General features: G+C 66.3%; 21 protein-coding genes. 18 read left to right on the forward strand and 3 right to left on the reverse strand.

Translation table 11 applies throughout. The features are described 5' to 3' along the window. Positions 1-179: 179 nt before the first annotated feature. On the reverse strand, positions 180-860 hold the full coding sequence (locus MBTS_RS04050) for a PspA/IM30 family protein (RefSeq protein WP_192215144.1): 681 nt from the start codon (positions 858-860) through the stop codon (positions 180-182). 96 nt (positions 861-956) lie between these two features. Beyond that, positions 957-1,415 carry a tRNA (cytidine(34)-2'-O)-methyltransferase gene (locus MBTS_RS04055; RefSeq protein ID WP_147832784.1) on the reverse strand — a complete coding sequence of 153 codons (459 nt, stop codon included), beginning with the start codon at positions 1,413-1,415 and terminating at the stop codon, positions 957-959. A 98-nt stretch (positions 1,416-1,513) separates the two neighbouring features. Between MBTS_RS04055 and MBTS_RS04060 the strand changes: the two genes are divergently transcribed. The 10 genes from MBTS_RS04060 (at position 1,514) to hisA (ending at position 11,625) form a co-directional block, all read left to right on the forward strand. Beyond that, a complete protein-coding gene (locus MBTS_RS04060; protein WP_147832783.1) occupies positions 1,514-3,382 on the forward strand; it encodes an ABC transporter ATP-binding protein in 1,869 nt (622 codons plus the stop codon). Further along, entirely contained in the window at positions 3,379-4,791 is a 1,413-nt protein-coding gene (locus MBTS_RS04065) for an MATE family efflux transporter (RefSeq protein ID WP_056145832.1), read from the forward strand. The genes MBTS_RS04060 and MBTS_RS04065 overlap by 4 nt, the downstream gene beginning before the upstream one ends. Positions 4,792-5,032: 241 nt before the next feature. Further along, positions 5,033-5,593, forward strand: a complete 561-nt coding sequence (gene petA, locus MBTS_RS04070; protein WP_056146537.1) for a ubiquinol-cytochrome c reductase iron-sulfur subunit — start codon at positions 5,033-5,035, stop codon at positions 5,591-5,593. 97 nt (positions 5,594-5,690) lie between these two features. Continuing rightward, entirely contained in the window at positions 5,691-6,974 is a 1,284-nt protein-coding gene (locus tag MBTS_RS04075) for a cytochrome b (protein ID WP_018042314.1), read from the forward strand. Positions 6,975-6,993: 19 nt separating this feature from the next. Continuing rightward, positions 6,994-7,893: a cytochrome c1 gene (locus MBTS_RS04080; RefSeq protein ID WP_026175671.1), complete on the forward strand. Its 900-nt coding sequence runs from the start codon at positions 6,994-6,996 to the stop codon at positions 7,891-7,893. A 110-nt stretch (positions 7,894-8,003) separates the two neighbouring features. After that, complete coding sequence (locus MBTS_RS04085) at positions 8,004-8,879, forward strand: S-methyl-5'-thioadenosine phosphorylase (protein ID WP_192215146.1); 876 nt, start codon at positions 8,004-8,006, stop codon at positions 8,877-8,879. 197 nt (positions 8,880-9,076) lie between these two features. After that, the gene (gene hisB / locus MBTS_RS04090; RefSeq protein ID WP_018042317.1) at positions 9,077-9,664 is read left to right on the forward strand and encodes an imidazoleglycerol-phosphate dehydratase HisB; all 588 of its coding nucleotides are present in this window, start codon (positions 9,077-9,079) and stop codon (positions 9,662-9,664) included. 33 nt (positions 9,665-9,697) lie between these two features. Next, entirely contained in the window at positions 9,698-10,186 is a 489-nt protein-coding gene (locus tag MBTS_RS04095; RefSeq protein WP_192215147.1) for a DUF2628 domain-containing protein, read from the forward strand. After that, positions 10,183-10,845, forward strand: coding sequence for an imidazole glycerol phosphate synthase subunit HisH (gene hisH, locus MBTS_RS04100; RefSeq protein WP_056145840.1), 663 nt, complete (start codon positions 10,183-10,185; stop codon positions 10,843-10,845). The genes MBTS_RS04095 and hisH overlap by 4 nt, the downstream gene beginning before the upstream one ends. Positions 10,846-10,887: 42 nt before the next feature. Beyond that, a complete protein-coding gene (hisA, locus tag MBTS_RS04105; RefSeq protein WP_018042320.1) occupies positions 10,888-11,625 on the forward strand; it encodes a 1-(5-phosphoribosyl)-5-[(5-phosphoribosylamino)methylideneamino]imidazole-4-carboxamide isomerase in 738 nt (245 codons plus the stop codon). A 121-nt stretch (positions 11,626-11,746) separates the two neighbouring features. On the opposite strand, the gene MBTS_RS04110 is transcribed toward hisA, so the two are convergent. Beyond that, the gene (locus MBTS_RS04110; protein WP_018042321.1) at positions 11,747-12,244 is read right to left on the reverse strand and encodes an outer membrane protein assembly factor BamE; all 498 of its coding nucleotides are present in this window, start codon (positions 12,242-12,244) and stop codon (positions 11,747-11,749) included. A gap of 173 nt (positions 12,245-12,417) precedes the next feature. Between MBTS_RS04110 and MBTS_RS04115 the strand changes: the two genes are divergently transcribed. The 8 genes from MBTS_RS04115 (at position 12,418) to MBTS_RS04150 (ending at position 19,519) form a co-directional block, all read left to right on the forward strand. Next, positions 12,418-12,972, forward strand: coding sequence for a ubiquinol-cytochrome C chaperone family protein (locus MBTS_RS04115; RefSeq protein WP_147832778.1), 555 nt, complete (start codon positions 12,418-12,420; stop codon positions 12,970-12,972). A 1-nt stretch (position 12,973) separates the two neighbouring features. Further along, complete coding sequence (locus MBTS_RS04120; RefSeq protein ID WP_056145843.1) at positions 12,974-13,480, forward strand: YceD family protein; 507 nt, start codon at positions 12,974-12,976, stop codon at positions 13,478-13,480. Between the two features lie 239 nt (positions 13,481-13,719). Continuing rightward, positions 13,720-14,754 (forward strand): phosphate acyltransferase PlsX, encoded by a 1,035-nt coding sequence (gene plsX / locus MBTS_RS04125; protein ID WP_056255658.1) that lies wholly within the window; start codon positions 13,720-13,722, stop codon positions 14,752-14,754. Positions 14,755-14,781: 27 nt separating this feature from the next. Beyond that, on the forward strand, positions 14,782-15,759 hold the full coding sequence (locus tag MBTS_RS04130; RefSeq protein WP_147832777.1) for a beta-ketoacyl-ACP synthase III: 978 nt from the start codon (positions 14,782-14,784) through the stop codon (positions 15,757-15,759). A 130-nt stretch (positions 15,760-15,889) separates the two neighbouring features. After that, entirely contained in the window at positions 15,890-16,210 is a 321-nt protein-coding gene (locus MBTS_RS04135) for an integration host factor subunit alpha (protein ID WP_018042326.1), read from the forward strand. Between the two features lie 104 nt (positions 16,211-16,314). Continuing rightward, complete coding sequence (locus MBTS_RS04140) at positions 16,315-16,794, forward strand: MerR family transcriptional regulator (protein WP_210322653.1); 480 nt, start codon at positions 16,315-16,317, stop codon at positions 16,792-16,794. A 140-nt stretch (positions 16,795-16,934) separates the two neighbouring features. Next, positions 16,935-17,384, forward strand: a complete 450-nt coding sequence (locus MBTS_RS04145) for a hypothetical protein (protein WP_018042328.1) — start codon at positions 16,935-16,937, stop codon at positions 17,382-17,384. Positions 17,385-17,566: 182 nt separating this feature from the next. After that, entirely contained in the window at positions 17,567-19,519 is a 1,953-nt protein-coding gene (locus tag MBTS_RS04150; protein WP_026175676.1) for a PrkA family serine protein kinase, read from the forward strand. The last annotated feature ends 123 nt before the right edge of the window (positions 19,520-19,642 follow it).

Here is a 19,642-nt window from a genome sequence, read left to right on the forward strand (position 1 = left end):
GCTGCGAAGCAGCCTCGAAGGAGGCCTTCAGTTAGAGCGAGCTTGCTGGAGGGCTCCTTCGAGGCCTCCGCTGCGCTCCGGCGCCTCAGGATGAGGTGGCGGGTGGGAGAATGGTGTTCCCCATGTCTTGATGCTCCCATGACCTGCCCAGACTCATCGAGTCCGCGTCACACCAACCTTCATGCAGCGCGCGCCTCGACCTTGCGCCGGAGGCGGTCGAGGACGGCGCCGCCGCTCGGGCGGGTGCTGGCGCCGAAACCTTCGCGCTCGAGCCGTTCGGCGATGGAAAGGCCCGGCTCGGTCTCGGCGAGCGCCGCTTCCGTGTCGGCGGCCTCGGTCTGGAGGGCGCGCAGTCGGCTCAAGGTCGCCTCGGCTTCCTTGAGTGTCGCCCGCTCGCTCGGGTTGGCCTGAACGCCGAGGCGCCGTGCCGCCTCCGCCGCGGCGGCGATGCGGCGTCCGCGTTCGAGCTCGCTCTGCCGGCGCGTGGCGTCGGCGACGACGGAGCGGATGCGGGCGACCTCGCGGGCGAATCTCAGGCGTGCCTCACCGATGGCGTCGCGTTCGGCTTCGAGCTCCGCGATGGCCTCCGCCGCCTCGGCCGCCAGCTCCTCGCGTCCCGCCGCTAAGGCCGCCAGGGCGCGCTCTTCGAGATCTGCCGCGCGGGCTTCCACCTCGGCGAAACGCCGGCCTTCCGCCTTGTCACCCGCCATTGCGGCGGCGAGGGCCTGGCGGCTGCGCTCCAGGGAGACCCGCGTCTCCCGGATCTGCTGATCGAGGATGAGCAGGGCGTGGCGATCGATCACCTCTTCCTCGGCCCGGGCGGCGGCGCCGCGGGCGAGGAGCCGAAACAACTTGAGCATGGTGTGCCTCCGGCGTTTGAACGCTGTTCACACTCATGGTCTCGCCGATATTTGCACGCTGTTCAAGTGCTGAACTGCACACCGTTCAAAATCATGTCACGCGCTCGACCCGATCTGTCTCAGCCCCTCGCCGAGGATCATCGCCGCCGCCACGGCGATGTTGAGCGAGCGCATGCCCTCGCGGATGGGAATGACGATCCGGGCATCGGCCGCCTCGTGGACGGATGCGGGGACGCCCGCCGATTCCCGACCCAGCAGGATGCAGTCGCCGGGGAGGAAGGCGAAGGCGGTGTAGGGGAGGGCGCCGGTGGTCGTGGCGAGGACGAGCCTCGTGCCGGTCGCTTCCCGCCACTGCGAGAAGGCCGCCCAGGAGCGATGCCTCGTGATCGCCACATGGTCGAGATAATCGAGGCCCGAACGGCGCAGATGCCGGTCGGACACATCGAATCCTGCCGGCTCGATGATGTCGACGGCCACGTCGAGGCACGCTGCCATCCGCAGGATCGTCCCCGTATTCTGGGGAATGTCGGGCTGGTAGAGGGCGAGACGGAGCATCGGACCGGGCGGCTGCATTGCGTCTGCGGCATCGCCTCGCGGTTGGCACGTCGTCAAGGCCCACTACCTCAGGCAAGTCTCCAACACCGGACCAGATCATGTTTCTCGATTGGCTCGAGCGCCGCATCGACCCGTTCGCGTCCTTCGAAGACGGCCGGATGCCTCCCAAGACGGTGACGGGCTTCGCTGCCTTCTACCTGAAGCCGATGCGGGTTGCCCTGGTGCTGCTCTTCCTCGTGGCCATCGCGGCCGGAACGGTGGAAGCGTCGCTCTACCTGCTCATGGGCTGGTTCATCGATCTCCTGAACACGGCCGACCGTGCGACGGTACTGGAGGAGCACGGCTTCAAGATCGGCCTCGCGGCGATGCTGCTTCTCGTGGTGCGACCCTTCACGGTCTGGCTGCACGAGGTGATGTCGAACCAGCTCCTCGTGCCGCAGGCGACCAACCAGGTCCGCTGGCGCACGCATCTCTACACCCTCGGTCACTCGCTTTCGTATTTCCAAGCGGATTTCGCCGGCCGGCTCGCCAACCGCGTCGTTCAGGTCGGCCCGGCCGTGCGCGAACTGGCCGTGGTCTTCATCGATACGCTGCTCTACGTGGCGATTTACGCCGTCACGGCGGTGGGCCTGTTCGGCTCCATCTCCCTCTGGATGGCCCTGCCGGTGGTTGTCTGGGTCGCGGCCTATTCGGTGCTGACTTGGTGGTTCGTGCCCCGTGCCCGTGCGCGCTCCCTCGTGACGGCCGATACGCGCTCCCTCCTCATCGGTCGGATCGTCGACAGCTACACCAACATCCTCACGGTGAAGCTCTTCGCCCGCGACCGCGAGGAGCGCGCGGCCGTGCGCGACGCCATCGACGTGCATACGGTCGCCCATCTCCACCAGTTCCGGCTCGTCACCACCACCACGACGCTGCTGGGCCTGCTCAACAGCGCGCTCATCGTCGCCACCGCCACGGCCTGCTTCGTCCTGTGGCGGCGGGGCGGCATGACCACCGGCGAGGCGGCGGCGGGTCTGGCCCTCGTCCTGCGCCTGATGGCGATGTCCGGCTGGGTGATGCAGACGGTGCGCGGCATTTTCGAGAATGTCGGCGTGATCCAAGAGAGCATGCAGACGATCTCGCGGCCTCACGGGATCGTCGACCGGCCCGACGCCCGGACCCTCGCAGTGAGCGGCGGCGACATCCGCTTCGACCGGGTCGGCTTCCGCTACGGCGACGGCACACCGTCCGTCATCCAGGATTTCAGCCTGCATATCCGCCCGGGTGAGAAGGTCGGCCTTGTCGGAATCAGCGGCGCGGGCAAGACCACGCTGACCGCGCTTCTGCTTCGGCTGCACGACATCCAGAACGGCCGGATCCTCATCGACGGCCAGGACATCGCCGGCGTCACGCAGGAATCGCTGCGCGGAGCGATCGCCATGGTGACGCAGGACACCTCTCTCCTGCACCGGTCGATCCGCGACAACATCGCCTATGGCAGACCGGACGCGACGCTGGAGGAGATCCAGCGGGCGGCGCGTCTGGCGGAGGCTGACGGGTTCATTGCCGGCCTCGTCGATAACAAGGGTCGGACAGGCTACGACGCCCAGGTCGGCGAGCGGGGCGTGAAGCTCTCCGGCGGCCAGCGCCAGCGCATCGCCATCGCGCGCGTCATCCTGAAGAACGCGCCGATCCTGATCCTAGACGAGGCGACATCCGCTCTCGACAGCCAGGTCGAGGCGGCGATCCAGGACAGTCTCGACACCCTCATGCAGGGCAAGACCGTGCTTGCCATCGCGCACCGGCTTTCCACAATCGCAGCCCTCGACCGGCTGATCGTGATCGATGCCGGGCGTATCGTGGAGGAGGGGACCCATGCGGAACTGATCCGCACCGGTGGGCTCTATGCGCGCCTGTGGGAGCGCCAGTCCGGCGGCTTTCTCGGTGACGTCACGCCGACCGTCTACGAGGACGCAGCGGAATGATCGCCCTCGACGTTTCGGCTGGGGCAGCTGAGCGGCGGCGGCCCTCGCGCGGTCCGTGGCTCACGGAGCTGCGGGCGACACTGGTTCTGGCCGCCCCGCTGATCCTGACCAATCTCGCGCAGCATGGCCTCGTCACGGCCGATGTGGTGCTCCTCGGGCGTCTCGGCGCGGAGCCGCTCGCGGCCGGCGCCCTGGCGACGAGCCTCTACTTCATCCTGTTCATCTGCGGGATCGGCCTCGCCTCGGCGGTCTCCCCCCTGATCGCGGGCGCGGTCGGCCGTGGCGATTCCGCCGATGACGACGTGCGGCGCATCGTGGGGGCCGGGCTATGGGCCGTCACCATCGCGATCATCCCGGTGATGCTGGCGCTCTGGCACACCGAGCCCCTGCTTCTCGCGATGGGACAGCAGCCGAAGCTCGCCGAGGATGCCGGCCTCTACATGCGCGCCCTGCAATGGTCGATGTGGCCGGCTTTGGCGTTCATGGCCCTGCGCGCCAGCCTCTCCGCCCTGGAGCGGCCCGGCTGGCCCCTAGCCATCAGCATCGCGGCGCTGCCGGTGAATGTCGGGCTCGCAATCTGGCTCGCCTTCGAGGGGCCGGGGCTGCTCGGCCTCGGTATGGTCGGTGTCGGCCTCGCCACGACGCTGGCCGCGTTTCTGTCCCTGGCCGCCCTCGTCGGCGTGATGATGCTGGCGCCGTCCCTTCGCCGGCGACGGCTCTTCCTCGGTGTCTGGCGCCCCAATGCCGCGCGCCTCGCGACCATGTTCCGCCTCGGCCTGCCCATGGCGGCGACGGGTCTGGCCGAGGCGAGCCTGTTCGAGGCCGCCGTCCTCGGCATGGGCCTGTTCGGTACGGCGCCGCTTGCGGCCCATGCGGTGACGATCCAGATCGCCGCGATCTGCTTCATGGTGCCCAACGGCATCGGTCAGGCGGCCACGGTGAGGGTCGGCCGCGCCTTCGGGGCGGGGGATCGCATGGCCATGCGCCGGGCCGGCACCATCGCGATCCTCCTGGGCTTCGGCTTCATGAGCGCATGCGCCCTCGCGCAGGTGACCCTGCCGCGCCCGCTGATCGGGCTGTTCCTCGATCTGGAGGCTCCCGGCAATGCCGAAGTGATCCCCTATGCGATCACCTTCATCGGCTTTGCCGCACTCTTCGCCATGGCGGACGGCATCCAGTCGGTGGCGCTCGGCGGCCTGCGGGGGATGCAGGACACGCGCATTCCCATGGCCATCGCCCTGTTCGGCTACTGGATCGTCGGCATTCCGGCCGGCATCCTTGCCGCCTGGGGGCTCGGATACGGCGGCTCGGGGATCTGGATGGGCTTCTGCGCCGGTCTGGCGGTGGTCGCCGTGATGCTGGTGCGGCGCTGGCTGTCCCTCAGTGGCAGCGTCATTGTGCGCCCGTGACGAATGCCGCGTCCCGTCACGGACCTACTCTGGACAAATTCGCATCTGGCGTGCCAGACAAACGTGCCTCAGAAGGCTCGTCTCGGGTGACGCCCGGTCGCATTGCACCGCCCGGTACAATCGTGTCTGCGTCTGCGCTGCGTGCTTCTTTCGAGCGCCTCTAATTGTCGGCGAACGGAAGCGGCGCGTCCTCGATCTGCGGGCGGCCCGAGCCGGCGCCATCCTGACCGGAGTGTCCATCTTGGCGAACACCCCTCCCACATCAGGTCCCGACGGCTCCCGCCGCGACTTCCTGTTCCTGGCGACCGGTGCGGGCCTCGCCGTGGCCGCCGGTGCGTTGGCCTGGCCCTTCGTGGCGTCGATGGCGCCCGACGCGGAAGTGATCGCGGCCGGCGCCCCCCTCGAAGTGGATCTCACGCCGATCCAGGAGGGCCAGATCGTCAACGTGTTCTGGCGCGGCAAGCTGATCTTCGTGCGGAACCGTTCCGAGAAGGAGATCAAGGAATCCGAGGCCGTGAAACTCAGCGAGCTCATCGACCCTCAGCCCGATTCCGCCCGCGTCAAGGAAGGCCACGCCAAATGGCTCGTGGTCTACGGCAACTGCACCCATCTCGGCTGCGTACCGATCGGGCATCAGGGCCAGTACGAAGGCTGGTCCTGCCCCTGCCACGGCTCGCTCTACGACACGTCCGGCCGCGTGCGCCGTGGACCGGCGCCGACCAACCTGCCGGTTCCCCCCTACGCGTTCCTCAACGACACCAAGATCCGGATCGGTGAAGACGGCGGTAAGGCCGTCGCCTGATCTCGGGACCATCGCCCATGGGCGGTGAGGGAGGGGGTCCGACGCGCGAGGGCACGCGACGGATCAGAGCGAAACAGACTTCGAAGCGGGTAACCACATGAGCGGTCACGCCACCTACGTCCCCAAGAGTCGGATCGCCAAGTGGTTCGAATCGCGGCTGCCCATCGTCGGGCTGGTCCATTCGTCGTTCATCGCCTTCCCGGTTCCGCGAAACCTCAACTATTTCTGGACCTTCGGCGCCATCCTGATGGCAATGCTGATGTCGCAGATCGTCACCGGCATCTGGCTGGCGATGCATTACGATCCCTCCGCCGGCAACGCCTTCAACTCCGTCGAGCATATCATGCGCGACGTGAATTACGGCTGGTTGCTCCGCTACATGCACGCCAACGGCGCCTCGATGTTCTTCGTGGCGGTCTACGTCCACATCTTCCGCGCGCTCTATTACGGGTCGTACAAGGCCCCGCGCGAGGTGCTCTACATCCTGGGCGTCATCATCTACCTTCTGATGATGGCCACCGCCTTCCTCGGCTACACCCTGCCGTGGGGCCAGATGAGCTTCTGGGGCGCCACCGTCATCACCAACATCCTGGCCGCGATCCCGATCGTCGGCGACACGATCCAGAGCCTGCTCTGGGGCGGCTATTCCGTCGGCAACCCGACGATCAACCGCTTCTTCTCGCTTCACTACCTGCTGCCCTTCATGATCCTCGGCGTCGTGGTCCTCCACGTCTGGGCACTGCACGTCACCGGTCAGAACAACCCGACCGGCATCCCGATCAAGAGCGGCAAGGACGCGGTGCCGTTCACGCCCTACGCGACGATCAAGGACGTCTTCGCCGTCGTCGTGTTCTTCGTCTTCTTCGCCTACTGGATCTTCTACCAGCCGAACTACCTGGGCCACGCGGACAATTACGTCCCCGCCAACGCCTCGGTGACACCCGCCCACATCGTGCCGGAATGGTACTTCCTGCCCTTCTACGCGATCCTCCGCGCGGTGCCGGACAAGCTGGGCGGCGTCATCCTGATGTTCAGCGCCGTGATCATCCTGGCCTTTGCGCCCTGGCTCGACACGTCGCGGGTCCGCTCGGCCAACTACCGCCCGATCTACCGCCAGTTCTTCTGGCTGTTCGTGGCCGTCTGCGTGATTCTCGGATGGCTCGGCGCCAAGCCACCGGAAGGCGGCTACGTCCTCGCCTCGCGGATCTGCACCGCCTACTACTTCGCGCATTTCCTCATCGTGATGCCGCTGGTGGGGCTGTTCGAGACGCCGAAGGCCATGCCGGGATCGATCCTGGAGAGCGTGACCGGACCTCATCCGCAATATGGCGGTTCGGGTATGCCAGCCGGTGCGGCCGCCGCGCCATCGTCGAAGGGTTGAGGTGCGGATCGTGAACAGCATGAACACATCGCGCGTCCTCGCCGCCACGCTCATCGCGATCCTTCTCGGCTCGGCTTCGGCCGGCGCCGAGGACAGTCACTCGACCCCGAACCCGCCCCGCGAGAAGTGGAGCTTCGCCGGCGTGTTCGGCAAGTTCGACGAGGCCCAGCTGCAGCGCGGCTTTCAGATCTATCGGGAGGTCTGCTCCAACTGCCACAGCATGAACCTCGTGAAGTTCCGCAACCTCGCCGAGAAGGGCGGGCCGGGCTTCACGGCGGGTCAGGTCAAGGCTCTTTCGGCCGAGTACAAGATCAAGGACGGGCCGAACGATTCCGGCGACATGTTCGAGCGGCCCGGTCGCCCGGCCGACGCCTTCCCGTCGCCCTTCCCGAACGAGAAAGCCGCCGCCGCCGCCAATGGCGGCAAGGCCCCGCCCGACTTCTCGGTGCTGGCCAAGGCCCGCACCTACGAGCGCGGCTTCCCCTACTTCATCTTCGATGCGATGCCCTTCATCGGCTATTCGGAACAGGGCGTGGACTACATCCATGCGCTCCTGAACGGCTACGAGGACGCCCCGAAGGGAATGGATGTCCCGGCGGGCACGAACTACAACAAGTACTATCCCGGCCATCTCATCGCGATGGCGAAGCCCCTGAGCGACGGCCAGGTGACCTACGCCAAGGGCGCCGACGGCAACCCCGTCGTTCCCGAGACGGCGGAGCAATACTCGCACGACGTGGCGGCGTTCATGTCCTGGGCGGCCGAGCCGCACATGGAGGCCCGCAAGGCCCTGGGCTTCCGCGTCATCCTGTTCCTGCTCGTCCTGTCGGGCCTTCTCTACTACGTGAAGAAGAAGGTCTGGGCGGATGTGGGCGGCGAAGCTCATGGCATGCAGCCGGAGCTTCACAAGACGAGCTGAGCCCCTTAAAGGCGGATCACGACGAACGGGCTCGCTGTCGCGGGCCCGTTTTCGTTTCCACCATGACGGCGCGCCCGACGCGCCATCGCGACGACGACAGGAGATTCGGCATGACCGCAGCAGTGCTCGGCGTGATGGGCGGATCCGGTGTCTACGATCTGCCGGGCCTCGAAGACATTCGCGAGGAGGCGATCGGTTCTCCCTGGGGAGAGCCCTCCGATTCGCTGCGGATCGGCCGGATCGGCGCGACCAAGGTCGTGTTTCTGGCGCGTCACGGACGCGGCCACCGCCTTTCTCCGTCCGGCATCAACTACCGCGCCAATATCGACGTCATGAAACGGGCCGGCGTCACCGACCTCGTGTCGATCTCGGCCTGTGGGTCGTTCAGGAGCGAGCTGCATCCGGGCCTGTTCGTCCTCGTCGACCAGTTGGTCGACCGCACCCATGGCCGGGAATCCTCGTTCTTCGGAAATGGCTGCGTCGCCCACGTGCCCTTCGCCCACCCCGTCGGGCCGGCCCTCCAGGCTCGCATCGCCGCAGCGGCAGCGGCCGAGGATCTGCCGATCCATCGCGGCGGCACTTATGTCTGCATGGAAGGCCCGCAATTCTCGTCCTTCGCCGAGTCCCGCACCTACAAGGGCCTGGGCTACGACGTGATCGGCATGACCAACATGCCCGAAGCCAAGCTCGCCCGTGAGGCGGAGATCACCTTCGCCACCATCGCCATGGTGACGGATTTCGATTGCTGGCATCCGGGCCATGCCGATGTGGACGTGGCCTCCGTCGTCGCCGTCGCCCGCGCGAATGCGGACAAGGCCGCCCGCCTCGTCTCGCGGATCGCCCGCGATTTCCCCGCGGAGCGGGAGGAATGCCCCGCCGGCTCGCATCGCGCCCTCGACGGCGCGATCATGACGGCTCCGTCCCACCGCGATCCCGAGCTGCTAGCCAAGCTCGACGCGGTGGCGGGCCGGGTCCTCGCCGCCTGACCATGCAGGCATTCGATGGCAAGGCCTTCCCACGAGAAGGCATTTGCCTCTAGAGCGTTGATCCCGATATCCCATCCGGATCGATGATCCGGTGTATGCGTTCGGCATCGAGCTGAGACGTTGCATCGATCATCCACGCCGATGCTTCAGAAGACGGCCCTTCACGTGACGGTCAAACCATGAGCGACCCTTCGACGATGCGTTCCGCGAGCATCAGCCGCCGCACGGCGGAGACCGACGTCCACGTGTCCATCGGGCTCGATGGGACCGGCAAGGCGGCGATTTCGACGGGGGTCGGGTTCTTCGACCATATGCTGGAGCTCTTCGCCCGGCACGGGCTGTTCGACGTGGAGGCCAAGGTCACCGGCGACCTCCATGTGGATCACCACCACACCGTCGAGGATACCGGAATCGCCCTCGGTCAGGCCTTTGCCCAGGCACTGGGCGATAAGCGGGGCATCGCCCGCTACGCGGACATCCACCTGCCCATGGACGAAGCGCTGACGCGGGTCTCCATCGACATTTCCGGGCGGCCGTTTCTCGTCTTCCGCACCGCCTTCAAGGCGGAGAAGATCGGGCAGTTCGACACCGAACTGGTGCGCGAGTGGTTCCAGGCCTTCGCCATGAATGCCGGGATCACCCTGCACGTCGAGACCTTGTACGGTGACAACGCTCACCATATCGCGGAGAGCTGCTTCAAAGGCTTGGCCCGCGCCTTGCGGAAAGCCGTTGCGGTCGATCCGCGTGAGGAAGGTCGCATCCCCTCGACGAAGGGTTCTCTGTAGGGCTTTCACGGGCGGGAAGAGGCGGACACACGCATGCGCACCTACACGTTCCATCTGTCATCGGACACCGTCGCCGGCGAATCCCACGGCCTCGAGAGTGCCGTCCTGGTTCCGGACGGCTTCTCGCTCCGGGCGTTCGTGTTCGGTCCGCTGTGGTTCTTCTTCCATCGGCTTTGGCTGGCCGGTCTCGGTGTGCTGGCCCTGCTCGTGGCAGCCAGTTTCGCCGGCCGTTTCCTGGGGCTCGGCACCTTCGCGGGCTTCCTGATCACCGTCCTGCTCCTCCTCCTCGTGGGGATGGAGGCGTCCAGCCTACGCCGCTGGACCTATGCCAGGCGTGGTCGTCCCGCCCGCGATGCCGTGGTCGCTCATTCCGCCGAAGAGGCCGAGATCAAGGCCGTGAACCGCTGGCTGACGGCTCCCCCCGTGGTCCGCTCGGGTCCGAGCGCCTATCCCGCGGCATCTCTGCGTCCGGTCGATACCGCCCTCGGTATGTTCCCCTTCGCCGAGCCCCGTCGGTCATGATGTCCGAGACCGTCGCGATCATCGATTACGGGTCGGGTAACCTGCATTCGGCCGCCAAGGCGTTCGAGCGCGCCGCCCGCGAGGCGGGACTTGGCGCGACCCGCATCGTCGTCACCAGCGATCCCGACACGGTGTCGTCCGCCGACCGCGTGGTTCTCCCCGGTGTCGGTGCCTATGCCGATTGCCGCAAGGGCCTCGATTCCGTCGACGGCATGGTCGAGGCGATGACGCATGCGGCGCAAGACCGGGGCCGCCCGTTCCTCGGCATCTGCGTCGGCATGCAGCTCCTCGCAAGCCGGGGCCTCGAATACGAGATCACGCCGGGGTTCGGCTGGATCGCCGGCGACGTCCGCCCGATCCGCCCGTCCGATCCCGACCTCAAGATCCCGCATATGGGGTGGAACACCCTGCGGCCCGAGCGTCCGCACGCGCTCCTCGACGGCATCCCCACGGGGGAGGATGGGCTGCACGCCTATTTCGTGCACAGCTACGCCCTCGACCCGACGGACCGGACGGATGTGGTCGCGGAGAGCGAGTATGGCGGACCGGTCACCGCCCTCGTGGCCCGGGACAACGTCGCCGGCACCCAGTTCCACCCTGAGAAGAGCCAGCATCTCGGTCTGGCACTGCTCGCGAACTTCCTGCGTTGGCGCCCGTAGACGGCCCATCGGCTCATCGACATTCAGAAAGCGACATTCACCGTGATCCTGTTTCCGGCGATCGATCTCAAGGAAGGGCGTTGCGTTCGCCTCGTCCAGGGGGACATGGCGCAAGCCATCGTCTTCAGCGACGATCCGGCCGCCCAGGCGAGCGTGTTCGAGGAGCAGGGCTTCTCCTGGCTTCACGTGGTCGATCTCGACGGCGCCTTCGCCGGCGCTCCGATGAACGCCTCCGCCGTCGATGCCATCCTCGCCCGCACGAACCTTCCGGTCCAGCTCGGCGGCGGTATCCGCGAGATGCGCACCGTCGAGGCCTGGATCGAGAAGGGTGTCAGTCGGGTCATCATCGGCACGGCCGCCGTACGCGATCCGGCCTTCGTGCGCGAGGCGGCCCGCCTGTATCCGGGCAAGATCGCCGTCGGTGTCGATGCCAAGGACGGTCGCGTGGCGGTGGAAGGCTGGGCCAAGACCTCCAGCACGACGGCTGAGGAACTCGGACGTCGGTTCGAGGACGCGGGCGTTGCCGCCATCATCTACACGGACATCGCCCGCGACGGCATCCTCAAGGGCCTGAACATCGAGATGACCCTCGCCCTCGCCGAGGCCGTGACGATCCCGGTCATCGCCTCGGGCGGCTTGGCCTCCATCGAGGATGTCCATCGTCTGCTGGAGCCGGATTGCGCGATGCTGGCCGGCGCGATCACCGGGCGGGCGCTCTATGACGGCCGCATCGACCCGCGCGAAGCGCTCGCCGCCATCGCCCGCAAGGCGGCCGCGTAGGCCTTCGTCGTTCCTCGTTCGCAAGAGATATGAAAAAGCCGCGCGTCCCATGGGGCGCGCGGCTTTTTCGTTTCCCGCGAATAGCGGCGCGAAAGGCCGCTCTTGTCAGAGGCCGCCCTTGTCAGAGGCCATTCTTGGCACCCGGCACGATGCTCGTGCCCGAGCCGCTGCCGAACGGCTCGTACTTGGTGAGGCCGCGGAACAGCTGGCCGAGGAAGGCGCGATCCGCGCCGCTGGTCGGCGTGGTGCGCTCGATGAAGTCGAACACCTTGCCGTCCTGCAGGCCGTAGAGGGCGATACGCTCCACCTTGAAGCCGGCGTTGAAATAGATGGTGGTGACCTTCTGGTCCTCCACCTGCTCCCCGAGGAACAGCACCGTGCGGCGCGAGTTCTGGGTGATGTAATACCACGTCTTGTTGCCGACGGTGGAGACCGTGGACGGAGAGCCGAGGATCTGGAGGACCTGCTCCGCGCTCATGCCCGGCTTCACCGTGGCGAGGGCGGCTTGATCGATCTGGTATCCGTGCCGGAGATCCTCACCGATGCAGCCGGAGATTCCCACGCCGACAAGGCCGATGACGGCGAGACGGCTGATCGACGAGACGAAACGGCGCGACATCAGCCACCCTTGATCCGTTGAGACAACACGACGTTTGAACGTCATAGCTCGGTGCCGATCTCCACCTGGACGTTCCGGTGGAGCTTGCGCCCTGGCTGTCGGTTGCCGTACCGCGAGGTTATGGTTTTGACAAGGCAAGCTCGGCCACACCCCTCCCGCCTCCGGTGGACGGCATGATTTCGCGATTCTTCAAGCGAAGCTCCGCGCGCGCCAGCGTCGTTGAGGCGTTGCATCTGCGGATCAACGAAGCCTCGCGGGAGCCGGCCCTCTATACCCATCTCGGCGTCCCCGACACCGTGGAGGGTCGTTTCGAATGCCTGACGCTCCACGTCATCCTGGTCCTGCGGCGGATGAACCAGTTGCCGCAGCCCGCGGCGGACATCGCCCAGGATCTGATCAACGCAGTCTTCCTGCAGCTGGATTCCTCGCTGCGCGAACTCGGTGTCGGCGATTTCGGCGTGCCCAAGCGCATGAAGAAACTGGGTGCGGCCTTCTACGGTCGTGCGGCGGGTTACGACGGCGCCCTCGATGCGAGGGACGAGGACGGCCTGAAGGCCGCCCTGGCGCGCAACGTCATCGGTACCGAGACGCCGGAGGCCGGTGCCGGCCTAGCGCGCTACGTGCTGAGCAGCGTCGACCTGCTCGATGGACGCGACCTCGATCACCTCATATCGCACGGGCCGGGCTTCCCATCCCCGCTGAACCTCAACCAATCGGGAGATATCTGACATGACGGCAAAGTCGGCGGTTGCGCCCTTGTCGCGGCCCTTCCGGGTCGACCGCCTGCCCAGGGACAGGGCAGGAATCGTCATCAAGGCGACACCGGAGGAGGAGGCGGCCCTGGCTGCGGATTTCCGAATCCCGGCCGTCCGCGACCTCGTGGGCCAGCTGCAATGGAGCGGAACGTCCGCGCATCTCGTCATCACCGGCACGGTCTCGGCCGTCGTCACGCAGGTCTGCACGATCAGCCTGGAGCCGTTCGAGGCGGAGGTTTCCGAGCCCGTCGAGATCGTGTTCAGCGATCGCGAACCGGAGAAGGAGGCCGGCGACGAGGAGACCGACATCCCGGATCCGATCGTCAACGGCACGATCGACCTCGGACAGGTCACCGCCGAATTCCTGGCGCTCGGCCTCGACCCTTATCCGCGCAAGCCCGGCATCGCCTTCGAGCCGGTGGCCGAGGAGCGGGAATCGCCGCTGGCCATCCTCAAGACGCTGAAGCAGGACGACGCGTGAATTCCGGCCCCGGCAACGGATTTGCAGAGTGACGGAGCCGGGGGCGAACCGCGGATTCCGCAAAAGCTGAGATTTCGTTTGCCCGCCGGGCTCGAACCGCTATTTTCCGCCGCGCCGAGGAAGGGTCCGCCCATGCGGGTTCAGGCCTCTCGTCGATCCCGTCTCGCCGAAGGGCGTTCCGTCGATCCTTCGCTCGAGAAGGGTCTGTCCATCCTGAAAGAGGCCTCCGGCCGAACCTCATGTCCCAAAGAGTGTGCATCTCGCTCGACGCCATGGGCGGCGACCACGGTCCCACGACCGTGGTGCCGGGCGCCGCCATCGCGCGCGAGCGCCATCCCGAGATGACGTTCCTGATGTTCGGGGACGAGGCCATCCTCGCCCCGCTGGTGGCGGCCGAACCACGCCTGAAGGGGGCGGTGGAGATCAGGCACACCACCGTGGCGATCTCCATGGACGAGAAGCCGAGTCAGGCCGTCCGCTCCGGGCGCGGCAAGTCTTCGATGTGGCGCGCGATCCAGGCGGTCAAGGACGGGGAAGCCGATGCGGCCGTCTCCGCCGGCAATACCGGCGCACTCATGGCGATGTCGAAGATCTGCCTGAAGACCTTGGCCGGCATCGAGCGCCCTGCCATCGCCTGCCTCTGGCCCACCGTGCGCGGCGAGAGCGTCGTCCTGGATGTGGGCGCCACCATCGGCACTGATGCAGAGCATCTCGTGGAGATGGCGCTGATGGGCGCCGCCATGGCCAGGATCGTGTTCGATCTGGATAAGCCGACGGTGGGCCTGCTCAATGTCGGGACCGAGGAGATGAAGGGCAACGAGGCGGTGAAGGAAGCCGCCCGGCGCCTGCGCGAAAGCGATCTGCCGAACCTGACCTATCACGGCTTCGTGGAAGGCAACGACCTCGGCAAGGGCACCGTGGACGTGGTGGTCACCGAAGGCTTCACCGGCAATATCGCGCTGAAGACCGCGGAGGGCACGGCCAAGCAGATCGGCAGTTACCTGCGCGCGGCCATGAGCCGGACCCTCTCGGCCAAGATCGGCTACTTCTTCGCCCGGCAGGCCTTCAAGGCATTGCGCGACAAAATGAACCCGAGCCGGGCCAATGGCGGCGTGTTCCTCGGCCTCGAGGGCATCGTCATCAAGAGCCATGGCTCGGAAGACGCCCATGGCTTCGCGGCCGCCGTCGATCTCGCGCACGATATGGCGCGGCACGACCTGATGCGGACCATTCGCGACATGCTCGAACTCACGCCCATGGCCGCCTCCGCATGAGGTGGTCGATGCCGGATCGGATCTGACATGGCGGTTACACGCTCCGTAGTGGTGGGAACGGGCTCGGCCCTGCCCGCACGTCTCGTGACGAACGACGAGTTGACGAAGACCGTCGACACGTCCGACGAATGGATCGTGCAGCGCACGGGCATCCGCCAGCGCTACCTCGCGGGTGCCGGCGAGACCACGTCGACCTTGGGGATCGCGGCCGCCAAAGCCGCCCTGGACGATGCCGGGCTCGGGCCGGAGGATATCGACCTCGTCCTCTGCGCCACCTCGACGCCGGACCATACGTTCCCCTCGGTGGCGACCCAGATCCAGGCGGGGCTGGGCATCCGCTCCGGCTTCGCCTTCGATATCCAGGCGGTCTGCGCGGGCTTCGTCTACGGCGTCTCCACCGCCGACAAGTTCATCGCGAGCGGAAGCGTGCGGCGCGCCCTCGTGGTCGGCGCCGAGACGTTCTCGCGCATCCTCGACTGGGAGGACCGCACGACCTGCGTGCTGTTCGGCGACGGCGCCGGGGCGATCGTCCTCGAGGCCCAGGACGGGGAAGGGACGAACGAGGATCGCGGCGTGCTCACCAGCCATCTGCGTTCCGACGGACGGCACCGTGAGAAACTCTACGTCGATGGCGGACCCGGCTCCACCGGCACGACCGGTCATCTGCGGATGGAGGGCAAGGAGGTCTTCCGCTTCGCCGTGGGCTCCGTAACGGATGTCATCGCCGACGCATTCGCCGCCACGGGGACGAGCGCCGACGACCTGACATGGTTCGTGCCGCATCAGGCGAACCGTCGCATCATCGAGGCCTCCGCCGACAAGCTCGGTATAGACCGCGGTAAGGTCGTCCTCACAGTCGACCGGCATGGCAATACCTCGGCGGCGTCCATCCCGCTCGCCCTCGATGCGGCCCGCAAGGACGGTCGGATCAAGCGCCGCGACCTCGTCATGATCGAGGCCATCGGCGGCGGTTTCACCTGGGGTGCCGCCCTGATCCGCTGGTGAGGCGAGCCCGGGGTCGAGCACACTGCCGAGGCTTGACCATCAAGTCCTGTTGACCTGCGGCTTAACGCAGATTAGCGTGTCCGATCATAGAGATACGTCAGAAAATACGATTCGTTTTGGGGAATGACGCATGGCAGGGAAGACGGTCACACGCGCCGATCTGAGCGAGGCCGTCTATCAGCAGGTCGGGCTGTCGCGGACGGAATCGGCAGCGCTCGTCGAAACCGTGCTGTCCGAGATCTGCACCTGCCTCGCTTCCGGTGAAACGGTGAAGCTGTCGTCGTTCGGGTCCTTCGTCGTTCGCGGCAAGGGCCGGCGCGTGGGCCGCAACCCCAAGACCGGCGTCGAAGTGGCCATCGAGCCGCGCCAGGTCATGGTATTCAAGCCGTCCAACGTGCTCAAGTCCCGGATCAACGGCGTCAACGGCGTCGCGGAACAAGACGACGATTGAGGTCTTCCATGTCGCTGGCAGTCAAGGTTCCTGCCGATAGGGCGCGGGGCGGGGACGGCTCCTTCGAGGGGAGTGGTCCCGGCTCCGTGGACAATCGCGACACGATGGAAAAACGCCCCGGGGCATTTCGCACGATCAGCGAAGTGGCCGACGAGCTCGACGTGCCGCAGCACGTTCTCCGGTTCTGGGAGACGAAGTTCGCCCAGGTCAGGCCGGTGAAGCGCGCGGGTGGTCGGCGCTATTACCGGCCGGAAGACGTAGACCTGATCAGGGGTATCCGACGCCTGCTCCATGAGCAGGGCTACACCATTCGCGGTGCTCAGCGCGTTCTGAAGGAGAACGGCATCCGCTTCGTCCAGTCGGTGGGGCGCGGCGAGGCCGAAGTGGCGGCCCCAACCCAGCGAGATCTGGACACCGGGGAATACGAGGCCGACGAAGAGGTCGCTCCCGGCGCGGCAAGCGACGACGACCGGCTCGGTGACGACCGGCTGGCCCTGCAGGCCGTCCTCGACGACCTCCATGCATGCCGCGATGCGTTGCAGACCCTGAGCGACCCGTCGGATCTCGCAATCCGCTCCTGCTAGGACGATCGCGCGGCTCGGGTGTCGAAGGAAACGCCGCGATACCCTCGACGGCGGGCTCCCCCCTTCCCACATGCAGCGGGCCACGGCGGTCACACACACGTCAGCCCATAAGGTCGCCAGGCATCACCGGAGACCGCCCGATGTACGCCGCCAAATCGAATGCCTTTCTCGCAGCAGGCCTGTTTCTCGCGCTCGCCAGCGCCCCGGCCATGGCCCAGGATACGGCGACCCGCACCGAGACCGCGGCCCCCGGAAAGAGCGTCCGCATCCTCATCGCCTCGAACCTGAAGGACGATTGCAAGCCGGGCTCCATGCCGGAGATCCGCATCAGCACCTCGCCCAAGAACGGCTCGCTCATCACCAAGACCGGCAGCGTCACCACCCCGTCGAGCCACAAATGCCCCAACAAGAAGACCGCCGCGACGGGCGTCTTCTATCAGAGCAAGGACGGCTTCACCGGCACGGACGAGGTCGTGGTCGAGGTCAAGAAAGCCGACGGGAAAACCAGCACCCAGACCATCACCATCACCGTCGGCGGCTCGGCCGTGAAGGGCGGGGACGACACGAAGAAGAGTGCCACGGACCTGTGATCCGGCCCTGAGCCCCTTCGACATCACGGGTCCGGCGGTTGCGATTCTCACCGCCGGGCACCGTACTGTGGCAAGCTTCCCACGCTCGATTGCCGTCGCGACCGCACTGCGACAAAACTGGGCCTGTCAGTTGCATCCGAGCCGAGACAGGATGAAGCTGCGTCAGTCGTGAAGGGATCGGGATGCCAATGCCATCGACGAACGACCTGTTCCAGAGCTTTGCCCGCGGTTACGAGGCCCGCCGCGATACGGAGATGAGCCTTTCCGAGTTCATGGAGGCTTGCCGGGACGAGCCCCTCATGTACGCCACCGCGGCCGAGCGTATCCTCGACGCGATCGGCAAGCCGGAATTCGTGGACACCGCCAAGGACGCCCGTCTCGGCCGGGTATTCATGAACCGGACGATCCGGGTCTATCCCGCCTTCTCCGAGTTCTACGGCATGGAGGAGACGATCGAACGGATCGTCTCGTTCTTCCGCCACGCGGCGCAGGGCTTGGAGGAGCGCAAGCAGATCCTTTACCTCCTCGGCCCCGTCGGCGGCGGCAAGTCGTCCCTCGCCGAACGCCTCAAGGCCCTGATGGAGGTCCACCCCATCTACGTGCTGAAGGCCGGCAACGAGGTCTCGCCGGTCTTCGAGAGCCCGCTGGGCCTGTTCGACCCCGAGGTGATGGGCGCCGAGATCCAGGAGCGCTACGGCATTCCGCGCCGTCGCCTCACCGGCCTGATGAGCCCCTGGGCCTTGAAGCGCCTCGACGAGTTCAACGGTGACATCTCGCAGTTCAAGGTGATCAAGGTACGGCCCTCGCGCCTGCGCCAGATCGGCATCGCCAAGACCGAGCCCGGCGACGAGAACAACCAGGACATCTCGTCCCTCGTCGGCAAGGTGGACATCCGCCGTCTCGAGACCCTGTCCCAGGCGGACCCGGACGCCTACTCCTATTCCGGTGGCCTCAACCGGGCGAACCAGGGCGTCCTCGAATTCGTCGAGATGTTCAAGGCGCCCATCAAGATGCTGCACCCGCTGCTCACGGCGACGCAGGAGGGCAATTACGTCGGGACCGAGAATATCGGTGCGATCCCGTTCACCGGCATCATTCTGGCGCACTCGAACGAGTCCGAGTGGCAGACTTTCAAGACTAACAAGAACAACGAAGCCTTCATCGACCGTATCTACGTCATCAAGGTGCCCTACTGCCTGCGGGTGACCGAAGAACAGCGGATCTACGAGAAGCTGGTCTCGGGCTCCGAACTTGCGGACGCGGCCTGCGCCCCCGGCACGCTGGAAATGCTGGCCCGGTTCTCCGTGCTCTCCCGCTTGCGCGAGCACGCCAATTCCAACGCCTTCTCGAAGATGCGCGTCTATGACGGCGAATCCCTGCGCGAGGTCGATCCCCGCGCCCGTTCCATGCAGGAATACAAGGATGCGGCCGGCGTCGACGAGGGGATGGACGGCATCTCCACCCGCTTCGCCTTCAAGGTGATGGCGGCCACGTTCAACCACGACACGACGGAAGTCTCGGCCGACCCCGTCCATCTCATGTACACGCTGGAACAGTCCCTGCGCCGCGAGCAGCTGCCGCCGGAGACCGAGAAGCGCTATCTCGAGTTCATCAAGACCGAACTCGCGCCGCGCTATGCCGAGTTCATCGGCCATGAGATCCAGAAGGCCTATCTCGAATCCTATCACGATTACGGCCAGAACCTGTTCGACCGTTACATCGACTACGCCGATGCCTGGATCGAGGATCAGGACTTCAAGGATTCCGAGACCGGGCAGCTCCTCAACCGTGAACTCCTGAACCAAGAGCTCACCAAGATCGAGAAGCCGGCCGGCATCGCCAACCCGAAGGATTTCCGCAACGAGGTCGTCAAGTTCGCCCTTCGCTCGCGGGCTCAGCATGGCGGGCGCAACCCGTCCTGGACGTCCTACGAGAAGCTACGCGAGGTGATCGAGCGGCGGATGTTCAGCCAGGTGGAGGAACTGCTTCCGGTCATCTCCTTTGGTTCCAAGAAGGACGGCGAGACGGAGAAGAAGCACGGTGAGTTCGTCGATCGCATGATCGCGCGAGGCTATACCGAGCGGCAGGTCCGCCGTCTGGTGGAGTGGTACATGAGGGTGAAGCAGGCGGGTTAGGACGGCGACACGTCCGGTCGCGGGCTAAGCAGGTTCGCGTTGGCAAGCCAACGCTTCGCCCTGCTCAGCTCTTTGATGTGTCGCAGGTTTTGATCGCAGAACCGGGGCCACTTCTGCGAAACC

The organism is Methylobacterium bullatum, from assembly GCF_014845095.1.
Lineage (GTDB): Bacteria > Pseudomonadota > Alphaproteobacteria > Rhizobiales > Beijerinckiaceae > Methylobacterium > Methylobacterium bullatum.

Excerpts from the sequence above, each read along its gene's own strand:
- MBTS_RS04050 (WP_192215144.1), bottom strand. The coding sequence starts at position 860 with ATGCTCAAGTTGTTTCGGCTCCTCGCCCGCGGCGCCGCCGCCCGGGCC.
- MBTS_RS04055 (WP_147832784.1), bottom strand. The coding sequence starts at position 1,415 with ATGCTCCGTCTCGCCCTCTACCAGCCCGACATTCCCCAGAATACGGGG.
- MBTS_RS04060 (WP_147832783.1), top strand. The coding sequence starts at position 1,514 with ATGTTTCTCGATTGGCTCGAGCGCCGCATCGACCCGTTCGCGTCCTTC.
- MBTS_RS04065 (WP_056145832.1), top strand. The coding sequence starts at position 3,379 with ATGATCGCCCTCGACGTTTCGGCTGGGGCAGCTGAGCGGCGGCGGCCC.
- MBTS_RS04075 (WP_018042314.1), top strand. The coding sequence starts at position 5,691 with ATGAGCGGTCACGCCACCTACGTCCCCAAGAGTCGGATCGCCAAGTGG.
- MBTS_RS04080 (WP_026175671.1), top strand. The coding sequence starts at position 6,994 with ATGAACACATCGCGCGTCCTCGCCGCCACGCTCATCGCGATCCTTCTC.
- MBTS_RS04085 (WP_192215146.1), top strand. The coding sequence starts at position 8,004 with ATGACCGCAGCAGTGCTCGGCGTGATGGGCGGATCCGGTGTCTACGAT.
- hisB (WP_018042317.1), top strand. The coding sequence starts at position 9,077 with ATGCGTTCCGCGAGCATCAGCCGCCGCACGGCGGAGACCGACGTCCAC.
- MBTS_RS04095 (WP_192215147.1), top strand. The coding sequence starts at position 9,698 with ATGCGCACCTACACGTTCCATCTGTCATCGGACACCGTCGCCGGCGAA.
- hisH (WP_056145840.1), top strand. The coding sequence starts at position 10,183 with ATGATGTCCGAGACCGTCGCGATCATCGATTACGGGTCGGGTAACCTG.
- MBTS_RS04110 (WP_018042321.1), bottom strand. The coding sequence starts at position 12,244 with ATGTCGCGCCGTTTCGTCTCGTCGATCAGCCGTCTCGCCGTCATCGGC.
- MBTS_RS04115 (WP_147832778.1), top strand. The coding sequence starts at position 12,418 with ATGATTTCGCGATTCTTCAAGCGAAGCTCCGCGCGCGCCAGCGTCGTT.
- MBTS_RS04120 (WP_056145843.1), top strand. The coding sequence starts at position 12,974 with ATGACGGCAAAGTCGGCGGTTGCGCCCTTGTCGCGGCCCTTCCGGGTC.
- plsX (WP_056255658.1), top strand. The coding sequence starts at position 13,720 with ATGTCCCAAAGAGTGTGCATCTCGCTCGACGCCATGGGCGGCGACCAC.
- MBTS_RS04130 (WP_147832777.1), top strand. The coding sequence starts at position 14,782 with ATGGCGGTTACACGCTCCGTAGTGGTGGGAACGGGCTCGGCCCTGCCC.
- MBTS_RS04135 (WP_018042326.1), top strand. The coding sequence starts at position 15,890 with ATGGCAGGGAAGACGGTCACACGCGCCGATCTGAGCGAGGCCGTCTAT.
- MBTS_RS04140 (WP_210322653.1), top strand. The coding sequence starts at position 16,315 with ATGGAAAAACGCCCCGGGGCATTTCGCACGATCAGCGAAGTGGCCGAC.
- MBTS_RS04145 (WP_018042328.1), top strand. The coding sequence starts at position 16,935 with ATGTACGCCGCCAAATCGAATGCCTTTCTCGCAGCAGGCCTGTTTCTC.
- MBTS_RS04150 (WP_026175676.1), top strand. The coding sequence starts at position 17,567 with ATGCCAATGCCATCGACGAACGACCTGTTCCAGAGCTTTGCCCGCGGT.